18 protein-coding genes and 1 tRNA gene are annotated in these 25,289 nt (G+C 34.1%); 15 read left to right on the top strand and 4 right to left on the bottom strand.

Annotated elements, in window-relative coordinates; genetic code table 11:
• The first annotated feature begins 132 nt into the window (after positions 1-132).
• Together FLAK523_RS01970 and FLAK523_RS01965 are read left to right on the top strand one after the other, a co-directional pair.
• Positions 133-1,365: a metallophosphoesterase gene (locus FLAK523_RS01970; protein WP_248906008.1), complete on the top strand. Its 1,233-nt coding sequence runs from the start codon at positions 133-135 to the stop codon at positions 1,363-1,365.
• A gap of 73 nt (positions 1,366-1,438) precedes the next feature.
• The gene (locus tag FLAK523_RS01965) at positions 1,439-1,735 is read left to right on the top strand and encodes a co-chaperone YbbN (RefSeq protein WP_248906006.1); all 297 of its coding nucleotides are present in this window, start codon (positions 1,439-1,441) and stop codon (positions 1,733-1,735) included.
• A gap of 38 nt (positions 1,736-1,773) precedes the next feature.
• Here the strand turns inward: FLAK523_RS01965 and FLAK523_RS01960 are convergent, their stop codons facing one another.
• Together FLAK523_RS01960 and FLAK523_RS01955 are read right to left on the bottom strand one after the other, a co-directional pair.
• Positions 1,774-2,421: a polysaccharide deacetylase family protein gene (locus tag FLAK523_RS01960; protein WP_248906004.1), complete on the bottom strand. Its 648-nt coding sequence runs from the start codon at positions 2,419-2,421 to the stop codon at positions 1,774-1,776.
• Between the two features lie 98 nt (positions 2,422-2,519).
• Positions 2,520-5,825, bottom strand: coding sequence for a DUF2723 domain-containing protein (locus FLAK523_RS01955; RefSeq protein ID WP_248906002.1), 3,306 nt, complete (start codon positions 5,823-5,825; stop codon positions 2,520-2,522).
• A gap of 256 nt (positions 5,826-6,081) precedes the next feature.
• On the opposite strand from FLAK523_RS01955, the gene FLAK523_RS01950 reads away from it, so the two are divergent.
• A tRNA-Gln gene (locus FLAK523_RS01950) sits at positions 6,082-6,152 on the top strand.
• Between the two features lie 114 nt (positions 6,153-6,266).
• On the opposite strand, the gene FLAK523_RS01945 is transcribed toward FLAK523_RS01950, so the two are convergent.
• Positions 6,267-7,091, bottom strand: a complete 825-nt coding sequence (locus tag FLAK523_RS01945; protein WP_248906000.1) for a universal stress protein — start codon at positions 7,089-7,091, stop codon at positions 6,267-6,269.
• A 175-nt stretch (positions 7,092-7,266) separates the two neighbouring features.
• On the opposite strand from FLAK523_RS01945, the gene rimP reads away from it, so the two are divergent.
• From rimP to FLAK523_RS01925, 4 genes are all read left to right on the top strand, one after another.
• Positions 7,267-7,731 carry a ribosome assembly cofactor RimP gene (gene rimP / locus FLAK523_RS01940; RefSeq protein WP_248905998.1) on the top strand — a complete coding sequence of 155 codons (465 nt, stop codon included), beginning with the start codon at positions 7,267-7,269 and terminating at the stop codon, positions 7,729-7,731.
• Positions 7,732-7,744: 13 nt separating this feature from the next.
• A complete protein-coding gene (gene nusA, locus FLAK523_RS01935) occupies positions 7,745-8,998 on the top strand; it encodes a transcription termination factor NusA (RefSeq protein ID WP_248905996.1) in 1,254 nt (417 codons plus the stop codon).
• Positions 8,999-9,101: 103 nt separating this feature from the next.
• Complete coding sequence (gene infB, locus FLAK523_RS01930; RefSeq protein ID WP_248905993.1) at positions 9,102-12,011, top strand: translation initiation factor IF-2; 2,910 nt, start codon at positions 9,102-9,104, stop codon at positions 12,009-12,011.
• 204 nt (positions 12,012-12,215) lie between these two features.
• Positions 12,216-12,842 (top strand): hypothetical protein, encoded by a 627-nt coding sequence (locus FLAK523_RS01925; protein ID WP_248905991.1) that lies wholly within the window; start codon positions 12,216-12,218, stop codon positions 12,840-12,842.
• A 386-nt stretch (positions 12,843-13,228) separates the two neighbouring features.
• On the opposite strand, the gene FLAK523_RS01920 is transcribed toward FLAK523_RS01925, so the two are convergent.
• A complete protein-coding gene (locus FLAK523_RS01920) occupies positions 13,229-13,615 on the bottom strand; it encodes an SPOR domain-containing protein (RefSeq protein ID WP_248905982.1) in 387 nt (128 codons plus the stop codon).
• 215 nt (positions 13,616-13,830) lie between these two features.
• On the opposite strand from FLAK523_RS01920, the gene FLAK523_RS01915 reads away from it, so the two are divergent.
• From FLAK523_RS01915 to FLAK523_RS01880, 8 genes are all read left to right on the top strand, one after another.
• Positions 13,831-15,159 carry a c-type cytochrome gene (locus FLAK523_RS01915; protein ID WP_248905979.1) on the top strand — a complete coding sequence of 443 codons (1,329 nt, stop codon included), beginning with the start codon at positions 13,831-13,833 and terminating at the stop codon, positions 15,157-15,159.
• 110 nt (positions 15,160-15,269) lie between these two features.
• Entirely contained in the window at positions 15,270-18,323 is a 3,054-nt protein-coding gene (locus tag FLAK523_RS01910; protein WP_248905977.1) for a TAT-variant-translocated molybdopterin oxidoreductase, read from the top strand.
• A gap of 37 nt (positions 18,324-18,360) precedes the next feature.
• Entirely contained in the window at positions 18,361-19,764 is a 1,404-nt protein-coding gene (gene nrfD / locus FLAK523_RS01905; protein ID WP_248905968.1) for an NrfD/PsrC family molybdoenzyme membrane anchor subunit, read from the top strand.
• Complete coding sequence (locus FLAK523_RS01900) at positions 19,757-20,281, top strand: DUF3341 domain-containing protein (protein ID WP_248905966.1); 525 nt, start codon at positions 19,757-19,759, stop codon at positions 20,279-20,281. The genes nrfD and FLAK523_RS01900 overlap by 8 nt, the downstream gene beginning before the upstream one ends.
• A 6-nt stretch (positions 20,282-20,287) precedes the next feature.
• Positions 20,288-20,833 carry a cytochrome c gene (locus FLAK523_RS01895; RefSeq protein ID WP_248905963.1) on the top strand — a complete coding sequence of 182 codons (546 nt, stop codon included), beginning with the start codon at positions 20,288-20,290 and terminating at the stop codon, positions 20,831-20,833.
• 27 nt (positions 20,834-20,860) lie between these two features.
• Positions 20,861-22,213, top strand: a complete 1,353-nt coding sequence (locus FLAK523_RS01890; protein WP_248905959.1) for a quinol:cytochrome C oxidoreductase — start codon at positions 20,861-20,863, stop codon at positions 22,211-22,213.
• Positions 22,214-22,231: 18 nt separating this feature from the next.
• Positions 22,232-23,386, top strand: coding sequence for a cytochrome c oxidase subunit II (locus FLAK523_RS01885; protein WP_248905957.1), 1,155 nt, complete (start codon positions 22,232-22,234; stop codon positions 23,384-23,386).
• Between the two features lie 28 nt (positions 23,387-23,414).
• Positions 23,415-25,211, top strand: coding sequence for a cbb3-type cytochrome c oxidase subunit I (locus tag FLAK523_RS01880; RefSeq protein ID WP_248905955.1), 1,797 nt, complete (start codon positions 23,415-23,417; stop codon positions 25,209-25,211).
• The last annotated feature ends 78 nt before the right edge of the window (positions 25,212-25,289 follow it).

The following is a 25,289-nucleotide window of genomic DNA, read 5'->3' as shown; positions in this document are numbered from 1 at the left end:
ATTTAGCTGACAAAGAAATTTGTCAGCTTTATTGTTTAATGAGAAAAAAACGGAATTGAATTTGTTAAATATTGGATAATAAAAGCACATAGTCTGTTGTTAATTTGTTATTTTGTCTAAAAATAAAACACAATGGTTTTTCGATTGCTTTTTCTGAGCCTTATATTACTTATTATAGAACTTTATGCGTTTCAGGCTTTGAAAACATTATTGAAGCTAAGATGGGTGTTGGTTTCGTATCAAATTTTAAGTGTTTTAGTATTGCTTTTTATTGTTATTTCTTTTGCGAATTTTGACCGTTCTGTAGGTCAGACACAGCAGACAATGTTTACAACTGGTTTGCTTCTGATTGTCTATATTCCTAAAATGATACTGACTTTGTTGCTTCTTGGGGAAGATATTTTCAGGATTGGAGCTGGTTCATTAAGTTATTTGTTAGAAAAAAACAATACAGAATTTCTTTCTTCAAGGCGCAAATTTGTCAGCCAGATAGGACTAGGAATTGCCGCCATCCCATTTATGTCTTTGATATACGGGATAACAGTAGGGAAGTACAATTACAAAGTAATAAAACAGCGTATTTTTTTTCCGGATTTACCGGATGCTTTTGATGGTTTTAAAATTACACATATTTCGGATGTGCATAGCGGTAGTTTTGATAATCCCGAAAAGATCAATTATGCGATCGATTTAGTTAATGAACAAAATTCAGATATGATTTTGTTTACGGGAGATATTGTAAATACAGATGCCAAAGAAATGCATCCTTGGCTCGACACCTTTAATAGAATCCAGAAACATGAGTATGGAAAATATTCTGTTTTAGGGAATCATGATTATGGGGAGTATGTGACTTGGCCTACAGAAAAAGATAAGGAAGATAATTTTCAAGCAATAAAAGGTTTGTATGGTCAGATAGGTTTTAAATTAATGCTGAATGAACATACTTATATTCAAAAAGGAGAAGATAAAATTGCATTAATTGGAGTGGAAAACTGGGGTCATAATTTTAAAAAAGCGGGAGATATCAATAAAGCTTCTCAGCATGTTGTAAAAGAAGATTTTAAAATTTTAATGAGTCACGACCCGAGTCATTGGGAGCATGAAGTGCAACATCATAATAAACACTTTCATTTAACTTTATCAGGACATACGCATGGAATGCAATTTGGTATAGAAATTCCAGGTTATTTTAAATGGAGTTTAGCACAGTATGTTTATACCCAGTGGGCAGGTTTGTATGAGAATATGGGAAGGTATATTTATGTAAATAGAGGATTTGGCTTTCATGCTTATCCTGGAAGAGTGGGAATTATGCCAGAAATCACGGTTATCGAACTAAAAAAAGGTAAGAATGTGGCTTGATTGGTTAAAAATACTACATTTGTAAATTAGTGTCTATTTTTTTGTAGATTTAAAAATTAAATTCGTTGATTTTATGTCAAAATTCGGAGAACTTATAAGCGCACAAGTACCTGTGTTAATTGACTTTTACACAGATTGGAATGAATCTTCTGTATCAATGCATCCTGTAATAAGAGATGTGGCTGCGGCTCTTGGTGATAAAGCTAAGGTGATAAAAATTGACGTTGATAAAAATCAAGAGTTAGCTGAAGCCTTGCGTATAAAAGGACTTCCTACTTTGATGATTTATAAAGAAGGTCAAATGATTTGGAGACAATCAGGGGAGCTAGATGCTAACACGATCATCGGGTTAGTTCAGGAACAAATTTAGCCTGCACAATTCTTTAGTGAGGTTGTGAATTAACTTTCTTATAGTATCTCGTAAACAAACCCATTTTTATTTATAAATTCAAGTGTTTTAGGTAAAGCATATTCAAGATTTTTGAATGCTTTCACGCTGTCGTGAAAAACGACTATACTACCTGGTTTTATATTCGAAATTACATTATCCAAACATTTTTCAGGAGTAATACTGGTGTCAAAATCGGCACTAAGCACATCCCACATTATTATTTCATACCCTGCCTTTTTTAATTTGGCTGTTTGTAAAGGCTTTATTTTGCCGTAAGGCGGTCTGAATATTTTTGATACTAAAGGAGCTATTCCAAATGTATTTTCAGAGATAATTTCTTCACATCTATTTATGTTTTCTAGGTACACTTTAGTTGTTGTTTTCCATCCATTTAAATGATTAAAAGTGTGGTTGCCTATTGAATGTCCTTTTTTGATTATTTTCTCGAAAATGGAAGGATTTGCTTCTATGTTTTTTCCAATGCAAAAAAAAGTGGCTTTTGCTTGGTATTTTTCTAATTGATTTAAAACCCATTCAGTAATTTCAGGTGTAGGTCCATCATCAAAAGTAAGGTAGATTTTATTTTCACTATTTGGCTTGTCCCAAATGTAATTTGAGAAGATTTTTTTAATTAGGAAGTTTGTTTTTATCCAATAGAAGCCCATACTCAATATTACAAAGAATAAAAGTTGAAACAAAAAAAATGCAACACTAATTTGACTAGTGTTGCATTTTAATATTGTAGGAAATATTTATTTAATAATTATTCTTTATCTCTCCCAAAACGTTCAAGTATTTGAACATAAGTATTAAAAGGGACTCTGTTTTTATTGTAATAATCCATATCTCCGCTTTCTTTCATCACTTGTAATAAACTGCGGTATCGTTCAATGTCAGATATGATATCGATGGCGATACTCGTTTGGTCAGAAGGGTTTAGCTTACTGTAATAGTTTAAGTTTTCCTTGTATTTATTGATTAGCTTTTCAAGCAGTTGATGTGCTTTTTCTTTTTCACCAATTTTATAATACCCTTTTGCAAATGGTTCCACAAGAGAGTAGTAGCCAAATTTGTCTAAAGGCATTTTTGTCATTGCCAACTCTATAATTTGTTTTGCCTTTTCGTTTTTTCCTTCAGCAATTAATACGGTCATTAAACGGGCAAGATTAGTTCTATATGTAATACTATTTCTTCTCGTTTCTGGATCGTGGTAGATAGCGTTACTTTCGCTATTTCCCCAGTCCCATTTCATAATATTAGCGTACATTTTATCAGAATCAATTTGTCCCATATCAAGAGGGCTACCGTCTTTTGGTATCGCAGTTTTTATTGGAACTAATTTATAAACCATACCCTCTAATTGAAGATGGTCTTTCATCCATAGGTAATCTTCGTTGTCAAATGCACCTCCGCTGAAATAAATAGGTCGTTTCCAGTTGTTGTTAGCTACAATGTCCAGCATCATCAATCTGTTTTTGTACAATGCATTTCCTTTGATGTCTATATCTATATATGGAACAATTGAGTCGTTATATTTAGATGACACCACCTTGTTCTTTATAATGACGTCTTTGTCAATAGGAATTCTGATTTTGTTTGTTGGGTAAAAACGCAATGTTTGTCCATTTTGCATAGACACAGTCGCTTTAGGGTTTTTGATAAAAGTCAAAAAATCTTTTATGTCCCATCGGCTTTCTATTTTTGGAATGTGTACTACATAATCCAGTTTGTCTCCCACATATTGATCGTGAGTGAATGAAATAGGTAATGGGTCTGACTCGTATGATTTTCTCTTCATCTGGTCAATATACCAGTCCGTCATAAATAGACTGGTGTTTACGATTTTAATATCCGTTCTCACTCCTTCGATTTCTTGTGCATACCAAAGAGGGAAAGTGTCGTTATCTCCTATCGTGAATAAAATTGCATTTGGGTCGCATGAATTAAGATATGCTTTAGCCATTGCAAATGCGGTATATTTCCCAGAGCGATCGTGATCATCCCAGTTTTGGGAAGCCATAAGAATAGGCGCTGCTAATAAACTGGCGCAAATGATTACTGGACCAGCAATTTTTGGAGCTAGGTATTTCTGGGCACTTTCGTATAAGGAATAAACACCAAGGCCTATCCAGATAGCAAAAACATAAAAAGAGCCCACTAAGGCATAATCTCTTTCTCTAGGTTCGAATGGTCTTTCGTTGAGGTAAATTTTTAGTGCGATACCTGTAAATAAGAATAAAGTTAATAGAACATAAAAACTTTTTCTGTCCTTACCGGCATGATACATCAATCCAATTAATCCTAAAAGGAAAGGCAAGAAGAAATAAAAATTACGTCCTTTATTGTTTAATACATCTGAGGGTAAATTGTCTTGGGAGCCTAAATGAAGTTCATCAATGAAAGTTATTCCACTCATCCAATTTCCGTCTAAATAGTCGTATTTTCCTTGTACGTCACTTTGTCTTCCAACAAAGTTCCACATCAAATACCTAAAGTACATATAGCCAAATTGGTATTCGAACATAAAACTCAAATTATCCGCAGTGGTTGGTTTTTCTATAATTAAATAATCACCATAGCTTTTTAAGAATTTACCGTAGCCATCATTGTCGATTTGTTTTTGGGCATAGGCTTGTCTGAATTCAGATACGGTTTGTTCGATTTCATTTTTCAGCTGAGCAATAGCTTTATTGTAATCTTCCTCAGATATTTTATTTACATCAATGCCGTATTTAGCTAAATCCTCTTCGTAAGGATAATTAGGGTTTATTCTAAATGCCGGAGGATTAGTAAAATTCATATAGTTTTCTGCATGATCAGTGCTCCACATTCTTGGAAGAATAGTTTTTTGGCTGTCGTCACTATTCTGTACTGCATTTTTGAAATTATTTACAATTTCATATTTCCCGGTTTTATCATTTCTTTCGTAGTTAGGAGCCTTGTCTATATAAGGGTTGTTCTCGTCAAGACCTACAAAAGACTCCGTATATTGAGGACCATAAAAAAGTGGATTTACTCCATATTGTTCTCTATTGTAATACGCCAGAACTTCAGCAGCATCTGATGGTTTATTTTCGTTAATTACAGTATTTGCATTTGCTCTTATAGGAAGCATCATCCAAGTTGAGAATCCTATTAAGATAAATAAAGTACAAAGTATAAGAGTATTGGCGTGAATATGCCCTTTTTTCTGAGTGTATTTTAATCCGAAATAAAAGAAAGCAATTGCTAATATGCTAACTATAATTGTTCCAGAGTTAAATGGCATTCCTAAACTGTTTACCGTAAAAATTTCTGTTTTGCTAAAGAATGACATCGTTAAAGGAAGCAGTAATTTGAAAATAAATAATAAAATTGAAATTACAACAACATTTGCGATGATGAAATTTTTAACTGTTACGGTTTTGTAATATTTAAAAAAGTACATAAGTCCTATAGAAGGGATGGTCAGTACTGCCATAAAGTGAACTCCAAACGAAAGTCCAATAACAAGTGAAATGACTAATAACCATCTATTTCCTCTTGGAGTATCCATTTCCTGTTCCCAGCGTAATCCTAGCCAAAACAATAAAGCTATAAATAAAGAGGCCATAGCGTAAACTTCGGCTTCTACGGCATTATACCAGAAACTGTCCGAAAAAGTATAAGCTAATGAACCTACTAAGGCGCTTCCTAGAATTGCTATTGCATTGTTTTTATTTAATTCTTTTGGCTGTTCGTCTATTGTGTTTGGAACAATAAATTGAGTGATTAGTTTTTTTAATATCAGAGTAGAGGACCAATACATAAACAATATAGTAAAGGCGCTCGAAAAAACAGACATCATATTTACCATTAAGGCAATGTATTTATCATCTGTGGCAAACATTGCAAAGAAGGCACCAATCATCTGGTATAATGGAGCTCCAGGAGGATGTCCAACTTCTAGTTTTGCCGCTGTAGCTATATATTCACCACAATCCCAAAAACTCATTGTAGGTTCTACAGTAAGGGTGTATGTAATTAATGCTACTCCAAATGTAAACCATCCTAATATCGTATTCCATTTATTGAAATTGAATGTCGCCATATTTATGTACTAATTTATTTATTTTTAAAGAGTCACAAAGAAAATGTTTTTTTACTTAACGTTACATGCATTAACATTATTTTCTTTGAAACTATTGTTTTTTGCTAAACTATTGGTTGTGAGAGTGTTTTTTAATTAGGTTTTATTTTTTTTGTTAAAAGTGAATTTTTTTTCAAGAAAAAGCGATTAAAAGCTTGTGCAACTTAAAATTTGTATTAAATTTGCACTCGCTAAACGAAAGTAAAGCAAAGCATACTGGTCTATGGTGTAATGGTAACACAACTGTTTTTGGTGCAGTCGTTCAAGGTTCGAGTCCTTGTAGACCAACAAAAAGCCTCTCGTTTATTTGAGAGGCTTTTTTTTGTTTAAGTAAGAATGCAAATTTTTATTGTTTGCGTTGTTTCTTATTATTGTGATGCAAAATTTTTGTGTCACTTGTTTTTAAATCTTGAAAGTTATTACAGGTCTCGCGGTGTGGTTTACAAGATCTTCGCTTATACTTCCAGTAAAAAAGTGTGCTAACCCTGTTCTTCCATGTGTGCACAATCCTATTAAGTCGGCATTTGTTTTATTTGCAAAGTTGAGGATGCCTTTTTCAATATTTGTATCGTTATATATATGCATAGAATAATTTTTGATTTTAAATTCACTTATAAAATCTTTCATTATTTTTTCTGAAAAAACAGTTGTTTTGAAACTATTTGGTGTGCAAATCATCACTAAAAGTAGTTTTGCGTCAAATATTTCAACGAATTCAATCATTTTTTCAAATGGTTTTTTTATTTCTTGAGTGAAGTCTGAAGCGAAAATAAAATGGTTAGGTTTGAATTCTTTAGTGTCTTTTTTAATGACTAAAACGGGGCAATCTGAAAGGCGTACTATTTTTTCAGTATTTGAACCTACAAGAATTTCTTCTATTCCAGAAACGCCATGAGATCCCATAACGATTAAATCTATTTCGTTCTTTTTGCTGAAAGAAAGAATTCCTTCGAATACTCTTTCGAATTGTATGGATTCGTGTACTGTGACTCCCTCTAGGTAGTCTTGTTGTTTTAATTTTTCAAAGGTTTGTTGTGCTTTTTTTATAAATAACATCACTTCTGGAATACCACTTGCTCCTGTTATCGCGTCGTTCAATTGGCTTGGAATTTCCAACATGTGGAGCAAATATATTTCGCATTTGTTTTTTTTAGCTACTTGGGCGGCTACTTTTAAGGCGTTTTCGGCATGCTCTGAGAAGTCTGTGGGAACTAGAATTCGTTTCATAATTAGGGTGATTAAATTATGGGAAAAACCTTTGTTTTTTTTAATACTATAAAGATAAGAAATATTTTAACTGCAATCAATTATTTTTGATTTGTAAAAAAACACTATATTTGCATCGTTATTTATTAAAAACTAAATAATGAGGGGACTAACGGTCCCCTCTTTTTATAAAAATATGACATTTAAAGAAAAAGTAAATAAGTTGTTGATAGAAAGTCTTTCAGAGAAGCCATCGCTTTTTTTGATTGATTTGACTATTACGGATGCTTTTAAAGTTATTGTAACTTTAGACGGCGATAATGGAGTGGCTTTGCAAGACTGTATTGATATCAGTCGTTCAATTGAGAATAATATTGATAGAGAAGAGCAAGATTTTTCTCTAGAAGTTGCCTCGGCAGGGGTTTCTTATCCATTATCCCACATCAGGCAATATAAAAAAAATATAGGTAGAACACTGATTGTGAAAACTGCTACAGAAGTTATTGAAGCAAAATTAGTAGATGCTAATGATGATTTCGTAATTTTGTCTTGGGAAGCCAGAGAGCCTAAAAAGATAGGAAAAGGTAAAGAGACTGTTCAGAAAAAACAGGAAATTACTTATGCAGATATAAAAGAAGCAATCGTTACAGTAACATTTTAATTAAAGAATTCGCATGGAAAATTTAGCATTAATCGATTCATTCTCGGAGTTTAAGGACAATAAACTCATTGATCGTGTAACGCTTATGGCAATTTTAGAAGATGTATTTAGAAATGCATTGAAAAAGAAATACGGTTCAGACGATAATTTTGATATCATTATCAATCCTGATAAAGGTGATATGGAAATCTGGCAGAGAAGAGTGATAGTTGCTGATGATGATTTAGATTTAGATCACCTTGAGATAACTTTGACTGAAGCAAGAAAAATCGAACCTGATTTTGAAATTGGCGAAGAAGTTTCTGAAGAAGTGAAGTTAGTGGATCTTGGAAGAAGAGCTATTTTGGCTTTACGTCAAAATCTTATTTCTAAAATTCATGAACATGACAATACGAACTTATATAAGCAATTTAAGGATTTAGTAGGTGATATTTATACTGCCGAAGTACATCATGTACGTCCAAGAGTTGTTATACTAGTTGATGATGAAGGAAATGAAATCGTTTTGCCAAAAGAGAAACAAATTCCTTCTGACTTTTTCCGTAAAGGGGATAACGTACGTGGAATAATTGAAAGTGTTGAGTTAAAAGGAAACAAACCTCAGATAATTATGTCTAGAACTTCTGAAAAGTTCTTGGAAAAATTATTCGAACAAGAAATTCCTGAAGTTTTTGACGGTTTGATAATGGTTAAAAACGTTGTGAGAATTCCGGGTGAAAAAGCAAAAGTGGCTGTTGATTCTTATGATGATAGAATTGATCCAGTAGGAGCTTGTGTGGGAATGAAAGGTTCTCGTATTCATGGAATTGTTCGTGAATTAGGTAATGAAAATATCGATGTTATTAATTATACCAGTAACATTCAATTATATATAACAAGAGCATTAAGTCCAGCGAAAATTTCTTCGATTAAAATCAATGAAGAAACTAAAAGAGCTGAAGTGTTTTTGAAATTAGAAGAAGTCTCTAAAGCCATTGGTAGAGGAGGGCATAACATTAGATTAGCGGGTCTTTTGACTGGTTATGAACTAGATGTTATCCGTGAAGGTGATGTTGCGGGTGTTACTGCTGATGAAGACGATGTTGAGTTGACTGAGTTTTCTGACGAAATAGAAGGATGGGTTATAGAAGAATTCGCGAAAATTGGTTTGGATACTGCAAAAAGTATCTTGAAACAAGATGTAGAGGATTTAGTAAGAAGAACTGACCTAGAAGAGGAAACGATTCTAGATGTAATGAAAATATTGAAAGAAGAATTTGATAGTTAATTCTATGCTTCTTGAATAATAAAATGTTCCAATTTCAGCTCCTTCTCTTCACAGAGTGGGTTAGGGAAAGGAAAAACAAAAAAGGTAATAATAAAAAGGTTTTATGTCTGAAGAGAGAATTATTAGAATAAACAAAGTTTTAAGGGAATTGAATATTTCTTTGGAAAGAGCTGTGGATTATCTAAAAGATAAAGGGATTGCTATTGAAGCAAATCCAAACACAAAAATTTCTGATGATGTATACAATGTGTTGTGCGGTCAATTTGCAGGTGACAAAGGGAAAAAAGAGGCTTCTAAAGAAGTAGGGGAAGAGAAAAGAAAAGAGAAAGAGGCTTTGCGTGTTGAGAGAGAAAAAGAAATCGAAGACAAACGCAGGCAAGATGAGGAACGACTAAAACAGCAAGAAGTTATAAAAGCGAGAGCTGTTGTGACTGGACCTGTTCAAGTTGGGAAAATTGATCTTAATCCAAAGAAAGTTACTCCAGTAACGCCAGTTGTTGAGAAAAAAGAAACTCCTGAAGTTAAAGCTCCTGTAGAGAAGCCAGTGCAAAAAGAGCCAACCCTTGAAAAACCTGTTTCAGACAAAAAAGAAGTAAAAGCTGTTGTAGAGCCAAAAGAACCAAAGAAAGAACCTAAAAAAGAGGTTGTTGCTGAAGTGAAAGAAGCTCCAAAAGCAGCAGAAGCTCCAGTTGCTAAAGAAGTTCCTTCAAAGGATGCTCCAGCTAAAGAAGCTGCGGCTAAAGAAGTTTCAGCTGACGGAACTCCGGTTGAGGAAGCAATTGCTACTCAGTATCAAAAATTATCAGGTACTAAGTTAACGGGTCAAACAATTGATTTGTCTCAGTTCAACAAACCTAAAAAGAAAAAAGAAGACCCTAAAATTACTCCAAATAAACCTGGAGCTGCTGGGGCTGCAAATAAAAACAAACGCAAGAGAATTGCTCCTAAGCCAGGAGCACCGAGACCTGCGACTGGTGTTCCTGGAGCGCCTAATCCTAATAAAATCACTCCAAACACTGGTGGTGGTGGATTTAATGCCAATAGAAGTTCTAGACCTGGTTTTGTAAAAGGGAACAGACCTGCTATTGTTGCAAAAGTAGAGCCTACTGAAGAGGAAGTAAAAAACCAAATCCGTGAAACTTTAGAAAAACTACAAGGTAAAAAAGGTGGTAAATCTAAAGCGGCGAAATACAGAAGAGATAAAAGAGATACGCACCGTCAGAAATCTGATGAAGAGCAAAGAGCTATTGACGAAGGAAGTAAAACTATAAAAGTTACTGAGTTTGTTACTGTAGGTGAAATTGCAATCATGATGGATGTGCCAATTACTAAGGTTATTGGAACATGTATGTCTCTTGGAATCATGGTAACCATGAACCAACGTCTTGACGCAGAAACTTTGACAATTGTTGCAGATGAATTTGGTTATGAAGTTGAATTCATTACTGTTGATATCGAAGATGCGATTGAAGTTGTTGAAGATAAAGAAGAAGATTTAGTATTCAGAGCACCTATTGTTACGGTAATGGGTCACGTCGATCACGGTAAAACATCTTTACTGGATTACATCCGTAAGGAAAATGTTATTGCAGGAGAGTCTGGAGGAATTACACAGCACATTGGTGCATACGGAGTAACTTTAGATAATGGGCAAAAAATTGCGTTCCTTGATACACCAGGTCACGAGGCGTTTACCGCGATGCGTGCACGTGGAGCTCAGGTTACTGATATAGCTATTATTGTAATTGCAGCTGATGATGACATCATGCCGCAAACAAAAGAGGCGATTTCTCACGCACAAGCTGCTGGAGTTCCTATCATCTTTGCTATAAACAAAGTAGATAAGCCTAACTCTAACCCAGAGAAAATTAAAGAGAAATTAGCAGGTATGAATTTACTTGTTGAAGACTGGGGTGGAAAATTCCAATCTCATGATATCTCTGCAAAAGTAGGTACAGGAGTAAAAGAATTATTAGAAAAAGTATTATTGGAAGCTGAAGTTTTAGATTTAAAATCTAATCCGAATAAAGCAGCTCAAGGAACAGTTGTTGAAGCCTTTTTAGATAAAGGTAAAGGATATGTTTCTACTATATTAGTACAACACGGTACGTTAAAAGTGGGTGATTATATGTTAGCTGGAAAGCATCATGGTAAAATCAAAGCGATGCATGATGAAAGAGGGAATATTGTAGAAGAAGCAGGTCCTTCGACTCCAGTATCCGTTTTAGGTCTTGATGGTGCAGCTACTGCCGGTGATAAGTTCAATATTTTTGAAGACGAAAAAGAAGCAAAACAAATTGCATCTAAACGTTCTCAATTAATGCGTGAACAATCTGTACGTACACAACGTCACATTACTTTAGATGAAATTGGACGTCGTATTGCTTTAGGTCAGTTTAAAGAATTGAACGTGATCCTTAAAGGAGATGTTGATGGTTCGGTTGAAGCATTATCTGATTCGTTCTCTAAATTATCTACTGAAGAAATTCAAATTAATATCATTCATAAAGGTGTTGGAGCAATTACTGAAACTGACGTTATGTTAGCTTCTGCTTCTGATGCAATCATTATCGGATTTAATGTTCGTCCTGCTGGAAATGCGAGACAGCTTGCTGATAAAGAAGAAATTGATATCCGTTACTATTCTATTATCTATGCAGCTATCGATGACTTGAAAGATGCAATGGAAGGAATGCTTGCTCCAGAGATGAAAGAAGAAATTCTGGGTACTGCTGAGATTAGAGAGATATTCAAAATCTCTAAAGTGGGATCTATTGCAGGTTGTATGGTTATGGACGGTAAAATCGCAAGAAGCTCTAAAATCAGAATTATCCGTGAGGGAGTTGTGGTTCATACAGGTGAGCTTATTGCACTGAAACGTTTCAAAGACGATGTGAAAGAAGTAGCTAAAGGGTATGATTGTGGTATCCAAATTAAAGGATACAACGACATTGAAGAAAGAGATGTTATTGAAGCTTACCATGAGGTAGCTATCAAAAAGAAATTGAAATAGAATTTTCAATATATTTATTTAAAAATCCCGAGCAATCGGGATTTTTTTGTTTTCAGTCTGTAAGTAATTTGAGGGTTTTGATAATTTTGACTTAGATTTGTTTTGGACTTTATTTTGTTTGTGGGCACGGATTGCAAATCCGGACTATCGGGTTTTGTTCTACAACTTACGTATGATATTATACAAGCTTTTAAAAAATAATTTATGAGTAAATTGAATTTACATTTAATGTTTTTTGCTCTCATTTTTGTTTTATCCTGCCAAGACAAATCTGCTCAAGCTCCTAAATGGAAAGGAGACTATTTACAATTATTACAAGAATACCCAAAAGGGTTGACAATACATTTCCCAAAAGAAAATAAAGTAAAATCTGATTATGTGATTCATTATACTTATTTGTCTAAATATTCACCTTCGCAATTCATTGTTAAACAGAAAGAATCCAAAGTAAAAATTGACTCTTTGATTTCAGTTGCTAGGAAGTTAACATATTCAGATACGTCATATTATATCGTAAATAAATACCTCCGAGATTCAAATATATTGAGCATCACTAAAAATTATGCGCAATTTAAAACACAAGTAGTGCGCCAAGGAGCAGTTCCAATACCGAATTTCTATGGTGTAATTGATTTTGATGAGAATAGTTATAATTTGTTAAATAAAACTTATACAATATATTTGATTGAATCGGATTCTAAACAATGTTGTTCTGAAAAATATCATCAAGGTTCTTGGCATATGCCTGATGATTGGAAAGATGGATTTAGTAGAGGTTATGCAATCAATTTTGAAGATAATTCGGTTATTTATTGGTTAGTTATTTGGTAATTGTTAGGTGGAGGATAGTTCAGATATGCATCCGTAATGATAGCGTAGATTTGCAATCTGTGCCCGCAAACAAAGTCATGTAAGACAAAGAAAGCCACTTCATTGCTGATTGTTTTTCTTCTTCTTTTTATCGCTTATATGAACCTGAATAACAGTGTCATATCATATATATATGTAACCTGTTTAGCTTGTAATCGCTAGTAAGTCCTGAAACAATTATAGATTAGGATTAAAGCCAGCTATGAAAAATATTCTTCTATAGAGTAAAATTTTTCTTGTGGGCTGCATAATTGTTTCTGACTACGCTCTCGCAAGATTTACTACAAACGTAATCAAACAAAAAAAGCAACCCGTTATAGGTTGCCTTTTTCGATTCTTTTAATATCTTATTTCTTTGGTTTAATCAAGAGTGCGTTATTGTATTTCTTCTTGATTTCTTTCAGGTTTCGTTCTGCTTCAATCCTTGTTCTGAAATTACCTATCCAAACTTTATAGTTAGGTGCGAAGAACACAATTGTACCATCGAGGTCTCTGAATTCTTGTTTGCAATCGTTAAAAGTCCTTTTTGCGTTTTCACTGTCTCCGCTAAAAGTTTGTATTTTATAACGTTCATTTACAGTAATTGAAGCGTTTATCTTTCTCTTTTCATTTAAAAGCTGTTCAAATTTTGGATCCTGACTTACTGTTGTGTTATTATCCTGAGCGTATATATAGCAGGTTGAAAATAATGTGAAAACATACAGGCCAACTTTTCTCAGTGTTAAAATTCTCATAATGTGATTGTTTTTGGACAAAAATACTACTTAATGGACAATTCTAAATTAGAAATATTATTTAGAATTAATATAAATTGAAATTAAGACTATTTTAAGGTTTTGAGAATAGTTCTTAAGTCGTATTTTTGTCGGAGTTTTAAAATAACGGGGTGTTTATTCTATTTTACATAGAAAAAAGCATGCCAATTTTTAGTAGATAATCATTATACTGTATGAAAAAGGTGGGTAACCATAATTCGATCTCAAGGAAATTATTTTTCGGCTTAGCTTTAACGCTGGCTTTTTCCTTAAATTCATTTGCACAAGATGCGGCTCCTGCTGCTGAAACTGAAGTTGCAGATGCTGCTGCTACACAAGGTGGTGACCCGGTAAAGGGTAAAGAACTTTTTAATGCAAATTGTGCTGCATGTCATAAGCTTGATGCTAAATCAACGGGCCCTGCTCTTAGGGGTATTGCTGATAAGCACGATATGGCTTGGATGTACAAATGGGTTAAAAATAGTTCTGCATTAATCAAATCTGGTGATGCTGCTGCTGTAAAAGTGTTTGAAGAAAATAATAAAGCGGTAATGACCGGTTTTCCTCAGTTATCTGATGGAGATATCGATAATATTATTGCATATACATCTGAAGTAAAAGCAGAAGCTCCGGCTGCTGCTGGTGCGGTACCTGGTGGTGCTGTTTCTGGAGATGATAGCGGGATATCTAATAGCGTTATATTAGGTGCTCTTGCTCTAGTGATGTTGATGCTTGTTGTGATGTTGTTTTTAGTGAACAAAGTCTTGACTAAGGTTGCTAAAGCAAATAACATTGAGGTTACTCCTAAAGTTGCTACAATGCCAATATGGAAAGCGTTTGCTAAAAACCAATTTTTGGTTTTAGTGACTTCTATATTCTTATTGTTAGCGAGTGGGTACTTCGTTTACGGGTTTTTAATGCAGGTAGGTGTGGATCAAAATTATGAGCCAATTCAACCGATACATTTTTCTCATAAAATTCACGCTGGTGATAATGAGATTAACTGTAAATACTGTCACTCTGCTGCTAGAGTAAGTAAAAATTCAGGAATTCCTTCTTTGAACGTTTGTATGAACTGTCATAAGAACATTGGAGAAGTTGCTGAAACTACTGCTACTCCTGAGTACAGCAAAGCTTTCTACGACGAACAAATTCAAAAATTATATACTGCTGTAGGTTGGGATAATACTACCCAAACTTATACAGGGAAATCTGAGCCAGTTAAATGGGTTAGAATTCATAACTTACCTGACTTTGTATATTTCAATCACTCACAACACGTTACTGTAGCGGGAATTGAATGTCAAACTTGTCACGGTCCTGTTGAAACTTACGAAATTCAAAAACAATTTGCTCCTTTAACAATGGGATGGTGTATTGAATGCCATAGAAAAACCGATGTTAAAATGGAAGGGAATGAGTATTACACTAAAATTCACGCAGAGCTTTCTAAAAAATACGGTGTAGACAAATTGACTGCAGCGCAAATGGGAGGTTTAGAATGTGGTAAATGCCATTACTAAAAAGTTTAAGGTTTAAGTTTCAAGTTTCAGGTTTTCTGTAAACTTGAAACTTGAAACAAAACAAACTTGAAACAAAAAAATAATAATTAAGATTCTAATATTTATATACAATGTCATCAAACAAAAAATACTGGAAAAGTGTTGAAGAACTAGAAAATAGTTCTATTGTTGAGGCGCTTAAAAATAACGAATTCGTTGAAGAAATTCCTACTGATGAATTTTTAGGAAATGGTGATGCTTTGGCTTCCTCTTCAACTTCTCGTCGTGATTTTTTAAAGTACGTTGGGTTTAGTACTGCGGCAGCTACGCTTGCAGCTTGCGAAGGTCCTGTTCATAAGTCAATTCCTTATGTACTTCAACCGGAACAAATCATCCCTGGAGTTGCAGATTATTATGCAACTACTGTTTTCGATGGTTTCGATTTTGCTAATCTTCTTGTAAAAACACGTGAAGGGCGTCCTATTAAAATAGATAATAATTCTATTGATGGAGCTAAATTCTCTGCAAATGCAAGAGTTCATGCGTCAATATTGTCGTTATATGATAATATGCGTTTGAAAGAACCTAAAATTGAAGGTAAAACTTCAACTTGGTCAGCTGTTGATTCAAAATTAAAAGCAAGTCTTGTTGATGCTAAAGCAAAAGCGGGTCAAGTAGTATTATTGACAAATACTTTAGCTAGTCCATCTACTGAAAAGTTAATTGCAGAATTTATTGCGAAAAACCCAACTGCTAAGCATGTTGTTTATGACGCGGTTTCTTCATCAGAAGCTTTAGATGCTTTTGAAACTGTTTACGGTGAAAGAGCTTTAGTAGATTACGATTTCTTAAAAGCATCACTTATAGTTTCTGTAGGTGCTGATATTCTAGGTGATTGGCAAGGTGGAGGATATGACTCTGGATATGCTCAAGGTAGAATTCCGAAAAACGGAAAAATGTCTCGTCATTTCCAATTAGAAGCAAATATGACTTTATCTGGTGCTGCTGCTGATAAGCGTGTACCGATGTCGGTTGCTAATCAAAAACAAGCATTAGTTCATTTATATAATATTGTAACAGGTTCTTCTGTTGCTGTAAGTTTAGAAGATAAATTTAAAGCAGAAGTTACTAAGGCAGGACAACAATTAAAAGCAGCTGGTTCAAAAGGTGTTTTGGTTTCTGGTATTCAGGACAAAAACGCTCAATTACTAGTTTTAGCTATTAATCAAGTTTTGGGTAGTGAAGCTTTCAGTACATCTGGAACAAGACAAATACGTAAAGGATCTAACGAAAAAGTAGTTCAGTTGATTAAGGATATGAAAGCGGGTAGCGTTCATACTTTAATTATGAGTGGAGTTAATCCAGTTTATACTTTGGAAGATTCTGCTTCATTTGTTGAAGGTCTTAAAAAAGTAAACACTTCAGTTTCTTTTTCTTTGAAAGAAGATGAAACGGCTTTAGTTAGTACTGTTGCTGCTGCGGTTCCTCATTATTTAGAATCATGGGGTGATTTAAGTCTTACTAAAGGAACTTATAGTTTGACTCAACCTACTATTCGTCCTTTGTTTGATACGAAACAATTTCAAGAAGTATTGATGTCATTAAATGGTATTGGTGGTACTTATTATGATTATGTTAAAGCAAGTGCTTCATCTATGATTTCAGGTTCGTCTTGGAACAAAGTGTTGCATGATGGTGTACATGTTGGAGCTGTTCCTTCTGTGTCTGCTTCTTCAGCTGATTATAGTTCTGCTGCAAGTGCTTTGTCGAAATCAAAAGCTGCTGATGGTTTTGAATTAGTATTGTATACTAAAACAGGAATGGGTGATGGTCAACAAGCTAATAACCCTTGGTTACAAGAATTTCCAGACCCTATCACTAGAGTATCTTGGGATAACTACGTAACTGTTTCTAACGCTGATGCAAAGAAATTAGAAATGTCTAATGAAATTGTTGCTAACGGAGGTTTAAACGGAAGTTATGCTACTATTACTACTGCTGATGGTTTAAAATTAGAGAATGTACCTGTAATTGTTCAACCAGGTCAAGCTGTAGGAACAATAGGTTTAGCTTTAGGTTACGGTCGTAAAGCAGCTCTTAAAGAAGAAATGATGGTAGGTTTGAATGCCTATTCTCTATATAAAGGTTTTAATGATGTACAATCTGTTACATTTGCAAAAGCTGACGGAGAGCATGAGTTTGCTTGTGTTCAAGGTCAAAAAACATTAATGGGTAGAGGAGATATTATCAAAGAAACTTCTTTGGAAATTTTCAATACTAAAGATGCTAAAATATGGAATGAAGCGCCAATGGTGTCTTTAGATCATAAAGAAGTAGAAGCAACTACAGTTGATTTATGGAGTTCATTTGATCGTTCAGTAGGACATCACTTTAACCTTTCGATTGACTTAAATGCATGTACTGGTTGTGGTGCCTGTGTAATTGCTTGTCATTCTGAAAATAACGTACCTGTTGTTGGTAAATCAGAAATAAGAAGAAGTCGTGATATGCACTGGTTGCGTATTGATAGATATTATTCTTCTGAAAGTACTTTCGAAGGGGATAATGAAAGAAAAGAAAACATAGCTGGTTTATCTAGCTCGTTATCTACATTTAATGAAATGGAAAAAGCTGGAGATAATCCTCAAGTTTCTTTTCAACCGGTAATGTGTCAACACTGTAATCACGCACCATGTGAAACGGTTTGTCCAGTTGCTGCTACATCTCACGGTCGTCAAGGTCAAAACCAGATGGCTTACAACAGATGTGTTGGTACTCGTTACTGTGCTAATAACTGTCCTTATAAAGTGCGTCGTTTTAACTGGTTCTTATATAACGGAAACAGCGAATTCGATTACCACATGAATGACGATTTAGGACGTATGGTATTAAACCCAGACGTTAACGTTCGTTCAAGAGGAGTTATGGAGAAATGTTCAATGTGTATTCAAATGACACAAGCGACAATCTTAAAAGCGAAACGTGAAGGAAGAGCTATTGTTGATGGTGAATTCCAAACAGCTTGTTCAAATGCATGTTCTAACGGAGCAATGAAATTTGGAGATATAAACGATGCGGAATCTGAAGTTGCTGAATTAGTAGCTGATGATAGAATGTATCATTTATTAGAGCATGTTGGAACAAAACCAAATGTGATATACCACGTTAAAGTTAGAAATACCTAGTACAAAAAATTATTAATTAAGAAACATATAAAGGATTATGTCGTCTCACTACGAAGCACCCATTAGAAAACCTTTAGTTATAGGTGATAAAACTTATCATGATGTAACTATTGATGTAGCTGCACCTGTTGAAGGTAAAGCAAACAAGCATTGGTGGATTGTATTTACAATCGCATTAACAGCTTTCCTTTGGGGATTAGGCTGTATATTTTACACCGTGTCTACAGGAATCGGTACATGGGGATTAAACAAAACTGTTGGATGGGCTTGGGATATTACTAACTTCGTTTGGTGGGTTGGTATTGGTCACGCTGGAACACTTATTTCGGCAGTATTATTACTTTTCCGTCAACGATGGAGAATGGCAATTAACCGTTCTGCGGAAGCAATGACCATTTTCTCTGTAATACAAGCAGGTCTTTTTCCAATTATCCACATGGGTCGTCCATGGTTAGCATACTGGGTATTACCTATACCAAATCAATTTGGTTCATTATGGGTAAACTTTAACTCGCCATTACTTTGGGATGTATTTGCAATATCAACTTATCTTTCTGTTTCATTAGTATTCTGGTGGACTGGTTTGTTACCTGATTTTGCGATGTTAAGAGATAGAGCAATCACTCCATTTAATAAAAGAATTTATTCTATACTAAGTTTCGGATGGAGCGGTAGAGCAAAAGACTGGCAACGTTTTGAAGAAGTATCTTTGGTACTTGCAGGTTTAGCTACACCACTGGTACTTTCTGTACATACGATTGTATCTATGGACTTTGCTACTTCAGTAATACCAGGATGGCATACAACAATTTTCCCTCCTTACTTTGTTGCTGGAGCTGTATTCTCAGGATTTGCAATGGTGAACACCTTGCTTATTATTATGAGAAAAGTTTCAAATCTTGAAGCATACATTACTGTTCAACATATCGAATTAATGAATATTGTAATCATGATTACAGGTTCTATCGTAGGTGTTGCTTATATTACTGAGTTGTTTGTTGCATGGTATTCTGGAGTGGAATATGAGCAATATGCTTTCTTGAATAGAGCTACAGGACCTTACTGGTGGGCTTATTGGTCAATGATGACATGTAATGTGTTCTCTCCACAGTTTATGTGGTTCAAAAAATTAAGAACAAGTATAATGTTCTCTTTTATTATATCAATTGTAGTAAACATTGGAATGTGGTTTGAAAGATTCGTTATTATCGTAACTTCATTACACAGAGATTATTTACCATCTTCATGGACGATGTTCTCTCCAACATTTGTTGATATTGGAATTTTCATCGGAACAATTGGTTTCTTCTTTGTGTTGTTTTTATTATATTCAAGAACTTTCCCTGTAATTGCTCAGGCAGAGGTAAAAACAATCTTAAAAGGATCAGGAGATAATTACAAAAGAGAAAGAGAAGCAAATAAAGATTCACATCATGAGTAATAAAGTTATACACGCCATTTATAATGACGATGATATATTGATGGATGCGGTTAAAAAAACCAGAGCAGCTCATCATCATATCGAAGAAGTTTTTTCTCCATTTCCGGTACACGGATTAGATAAAGCTATGGGTATTGCACCTACAAGATTAGCAATTTGTGCTTTCTTATATGGTTGCGTTGGAATTACGGTTGCAACAACAATGATGAACTATATAATGATTCAGGATTGGCCTCAAGATATTGGAGGAAAACCAAGTTTCAGTTATATTGAAAACATGCCGGCTTTCGTGCCTATTATGTTTGAGATGACTGTGTTTTTTGCAGCGCATTTAATGGTTATTACTTTTTATATGAGAAGTAGATTATGGCCTTTTAAAGAAGCTGAAAATCCTGATGTAAGAACTACAGATGACCATTTTTTAATGGAAGTTGCCGTAAACAATAATGAAGAAGAATTAGTTTCTTTTTTCAAAACGACCGGAGCTGTAGAAGTTAACGTAATTGAAAAGCATTAATTAGATATGAAAAAGATATATAAAACAACACTATTATTAGGCATCACTGTCTTAGTGGCTTCTTGTCATAATAATAAAGCGCCAAATTATCAATACATGCCTAATATGTATGAGTCTGCAGGTTATGAAACTTATTCAGAATCTAATGCTTTTAAAAATGGTAAAGAAGCTCAGCTTCCTGTTGATGGAACGATCAACAGAGGGTTTGAACCTTATGAATATGAAAACTCAACAGCAGGTTATGAATTAGCGAAAGCGAATCTTAAATCTCCTTTAGCTGAAGCAGATAGAAATACTGATAAAGGGAAAGAGCTTTTTGATATTTATTGTATGACTTGCCATGGTGCATCTGGAAACGGTAAAGGTAAATTAGTGGAAAGAGAAAAATTCTTAGGAGTACCTAGTTATAGTGACAGGGTAATTACTGAGGGAAGTGTTTTTCATGTTGAAACTTATGGTTTAAACGCTATGGGTTCTCATGCAAATCAATTAAGTGTACATGAACGTTGGTTAGTTGCTGACTATGTTCTAAAACTTAAGAGCCAATTATAATTGTTGAACAAACTGATCGTAATAGATATGTATACATTTTCAAGTAAATTAAAAACTTTTTCATTCATCTTAATGGCCATTGGTATATTAGGAATTGGATATGGTTTTTACACTGCACCAAAAGATATTAAAGAGGTGGAATTAATGCTTGCTGCCGAAAGTCACGGTAGTCATGCAGAAGCTCCAAAAGCTTCACACGAAGTACATGGCGAAACAGCCGAACACTCTGTTGACGCAGTAGCAGAACACAAAGAACACACTGAACATTTAGAGCACGTTTTACACCAATTGCAAAACAAGCCTTGGGCTGCTTTTTATGTTGCTTGTATCTTTTTTATGTTGCTTTCAATGGGGGTTTTAGCATTTTATGCTATTCAACAAGTAGCTCAAGCAGGTTGGTCTCCAGTTCTATTTAGAGTTATGCAAGGAATAACAGCTTATTTACCTTATGGTTCTGTAGTTTTCTTTATCTTCTTAATTCTTTGTGGATTACATTTTAATCATCTATTTGTATGGTTAGGTGAAGGGGTTACTGATCCTAATAGTCCTAACTATGATGCGTTAATTGCAGGTAAGTCTGGATATTTAAACTTTCCTTTTTGGATTGTTAGAGCAGCTATCTTTTTAATAGGATGGAATATCTACAGATATTTCTCTGCTAAAAATTGTTTAGCTCAAGATGAAGCTAATGACGATTCTTTTTACAAAAAGAATTTCAATATTTCAGCTATATTTTTAGTATTCTTTATCGTTTCTGAGTCTATTATGTCTTGGGACTGGATTATGTCTATTGACCCACACTGGTTCAGTACATTATTTGGATGGTATGTATTTGCAAGTTTCTTTGTAAGTGGTATTACTATGATTGCTATGGTTACTTTATACTTAAAATCAAGAGGGTATTTAGAACATGTTAATACAAGTCATATTCATGATTTGGCTAAATTCATGTTTGGAATAAGTATTTTTTGGACTTATTTATGGTTTTCACAATTTATGTTGATCTGGTATGCTAACATTCCAGAAGAAGTTACTTATTTTATTACAAGAATAGAATTGTATAACTTGCCTTTCTTTGGAGCGGTAGCCATGAACTTTGTTTTTCCATTGTTGATTTTGATAAATACAGATTTCAAAAGAATCACTTGGGTACTTGTAATGGCAGGTATTGTAATTTTAGCAGGACATTATGTTGATTTCTTTAATATGATTATGCCAGGTACAGTAGGTGATCAATGGTTTATTGGTGTTTCCGAAATTGCATCTGTTCTTTTCTTCCTTGGATTGTTTATTTTTGCTGTTTTCACGGCATTAACTAAAACTCCTTTGTTGCCAAAAAGAAATCCATTTATAGAAGAGAGTAAACATTTTCATTATTAATTTAAAAGAAATAAACAGATGACAAGTTTGTTGGTAATTATAGTTTTAGTTTTATTAGCTGTTGCTTTATGGCAATTGACTAAAATATTTGATCTTACGCAAGTAGGTTCTACTTCGGATAGCTCTCAAGTGGCTACGGATGATGATAATAACGTACAAGGTTATTTGATGTTTGGATTCCTGGCTTTCATTTATATTTTTACAATCTACGGATTGTTTAAATGGGGAGGTTTAGTACTTCATACTCCAGCTTCAGCACATGGTGCTCAAGTTGATTATTTAATGAACATTACTTGGATTTTAATATTCGTTGTTCAAGCAATAACTCAAGTGCTTTTACATTATTTTGCTTTTAAATATAGAGGTAGAAAAGATCAAAAAGCATTGTATTTTGCTGATAACAATAAATTAGAAGCAATTTGGAGTGTTATTCCAGCTGTAGTTTTAGCAGGTTTGATTCTTTACGGTCTTTATGCTTGGACAAACATTATGTTTGTTGATGAAGATGAAGATGTTATTGTAATTGAACTATATGCTCAACAGTTTAAATGGACTGCAAGGTATGCTGGTGAAGATAATGTCCTTGGTAAAGCGAATGTTCGTTATATTGAAGGAATAAATACAGTAGGTATGGATGTAGCTGATCCTTATTCTCAAGATGATTTTGTTGCAAGTGAATTACACATACCTAAAGGTAAAAAAGTTCATTTCAAAATGAGATCTCAAGATGTACTGCACTCTGCTTATTTTCCACATTTTAGAGCACAAATGAACTGTGTTCCAGGAATGGTGACAGAATTTGCTTTTGAAGCAGTATATACTTCTGCTGAATATAGAGAGTTGCCTTATATGATTGAAAAAGTTGCGAAAATCAATGAAATCAGAGCTAAGAAAAATATTGAATTAGCAGCAAAAGGGTTAACTGCTCTTGATCCATATTCTTTTGATTATTTACTTATTTGTAACAAAATATGTGGTTCTTCGCACTATAACATGCAATTGAAAGTAGTTGTAGATACACCAGAAGATTATAAAATATGGTTGTCTGAAAAAGTAGCTTTAGTTAAAGAAATTAAAGCATCTAAAACAGAAGCGCCAGTAGAAGGTGGAACTATTATTGACTCTTCAAAAGTTAAGGATACAGTAGCTGTTTCTAAAATCGCTATGAAATAATTATTAAGAAAATTTAAAGTACAAATATATGTCAGCAGAAGGTCACGATCACGGACACGATCACGAACACGAACACCACCATAAAGACACTTTCATTACTAAATATATTTTTAGTATTGATCACAAAATGATTGCTAAGCAATACCTTATTACTGGTATTATTATGGGAGTTATTGGGGTTACTATGTCTTTGCTTTTTAGAATGCAATTGGCTTGGCCAGAGGAATCTTTCAAAATATTTAATGTATTATTAGGAGATAAATGGGCTCCAAACGGTGTTATGACTAATGATATTTATTTGTCGTTAGTAACAATACATGGTACCATAATGGTCTTTTTCGTTCTTACCGCTGGTTTAAGTGGAACCTTTAGTAATTTATTGATACCTCTTCAAATTGGGGCTAGAGATATGGCTTCAGGATTTATGAATATGATTTCTTATTGGTTATTCTTTTTATCAAGTGTAATCATGATTTGTTCTTTATTTGTTGAATCAGGACCTGCTAATGCGGGTTGGACAATATATCCGCCTTTAAGTGCATTGCCTCAAGCAATCTCTGGATCAGGATTAGGAATGACTTTATGGTTAGTGTCAATGGCAATTTTTATCGCATCTTCATTAATGGGATCTTTAAATTATATTGTAACTGTAATTAACCTAAGAACAAAAGGAATGTCTATGACAAGATTGCCTCTTACTATATGGGCTTTCTTTGTAACTGCTATTATTGGAGTGGTTTCATTTCCAGTTTTGTTATCTGCAGCATTATTATTGATTTTTGATAGAAGTTTTGGTACTTCATTTTTCCTTTCTGATATTTATATCGCTGGAGAAGTGTTACATTACCAAGGAGGTTCTCCAGTTTTGTTTGAACACTTATTCTGGTTCTTAGGACACCCTGAAGTATATATTGTTATCTTGCCTGCATTAGGAATCACTTCTGAAATCATTGCAACAAACTCTCGTAAACCAATTTTTGGATACAGAGCGATGATTATGTCAATTATTGCAATTGCATTCTTATCAACAATCGTTTGGGGTCACCATATGTTTATCTCAGGGATGAATCCATTCCTAGGATCTGTGTTTACTTTTACAACATTGTTAATTGCAATTCCTTCTGCTGTAAAAGCGTTTAACTATATTACTACACTTTGGAAAGGTAACTTACAATTGAATCCAGCGATGTTGTTTTCTATTGGTTTAGTTTCTACTTTTATCACAGGTGGATTGACAGGAATTATTCTTGGAGACAGTACTTTAGATATTAACGTTCATGATACTTACTTCGTAGTAGCTCACTTTCACTTAGTAATGGGTATTTCTGCTCTTTACGGAATGTTTGCTGGAGTTTATCACTGGTTCCCAAGAATGTTCGGAAGAATGTTGAATAAGAACTTAGGATATGTTCACTTTTGGGTAACTGCAATATGTGCTTATGGAGTTTTCTTCCCAATGCACTTTATTGGATTAGCTGGTTTACCAAGACGTTACTATACAAACACAAACTTTCCTTTGTTTGATGATTTACAAAATGTAAACGTATTGATTACAACTTTTGCCTTAATAGGTGGGGTTTTCCAATTAGTATTCTTGTATAATTTCTTTAGTAGTATTTTCTACGGTAAGAAATCAGTAATGAACCCTTGGAAATCAAATACTCTTGAATGGACTGCACCAGTTGAACATATGCATGGTAACTGGCCAGGTGAAATTCCAGAAGTACACAGATGGCCTTACGATTATAGTAACCCAAATCACGATGTAGATTTTGTTCCTCAAAATGTACCTATGAAACCGGGTGAAGAAGTATTACACCACTAGAATTTAAATATATTAAAAATGCCTTTCTAATTTTAGAGAGGCATTTTTATTTACGTGAAACTTTGTCATATCTTTGTT

It is taken from the genome of Flavobacterium sp. K5-23 (assembly GCF_023278045.1).
Taxonomy (GTDB): domain Bacteria; phylum Bacteroidota; class Bacteroidia; order Flavobacteriales; family Flavobacteriaceae; genus Flavobacterium.
Note: the sequence above shows the minus strand (reverse complement) of the source record. Positions and strands in the feature narration are given on the sequence as shown.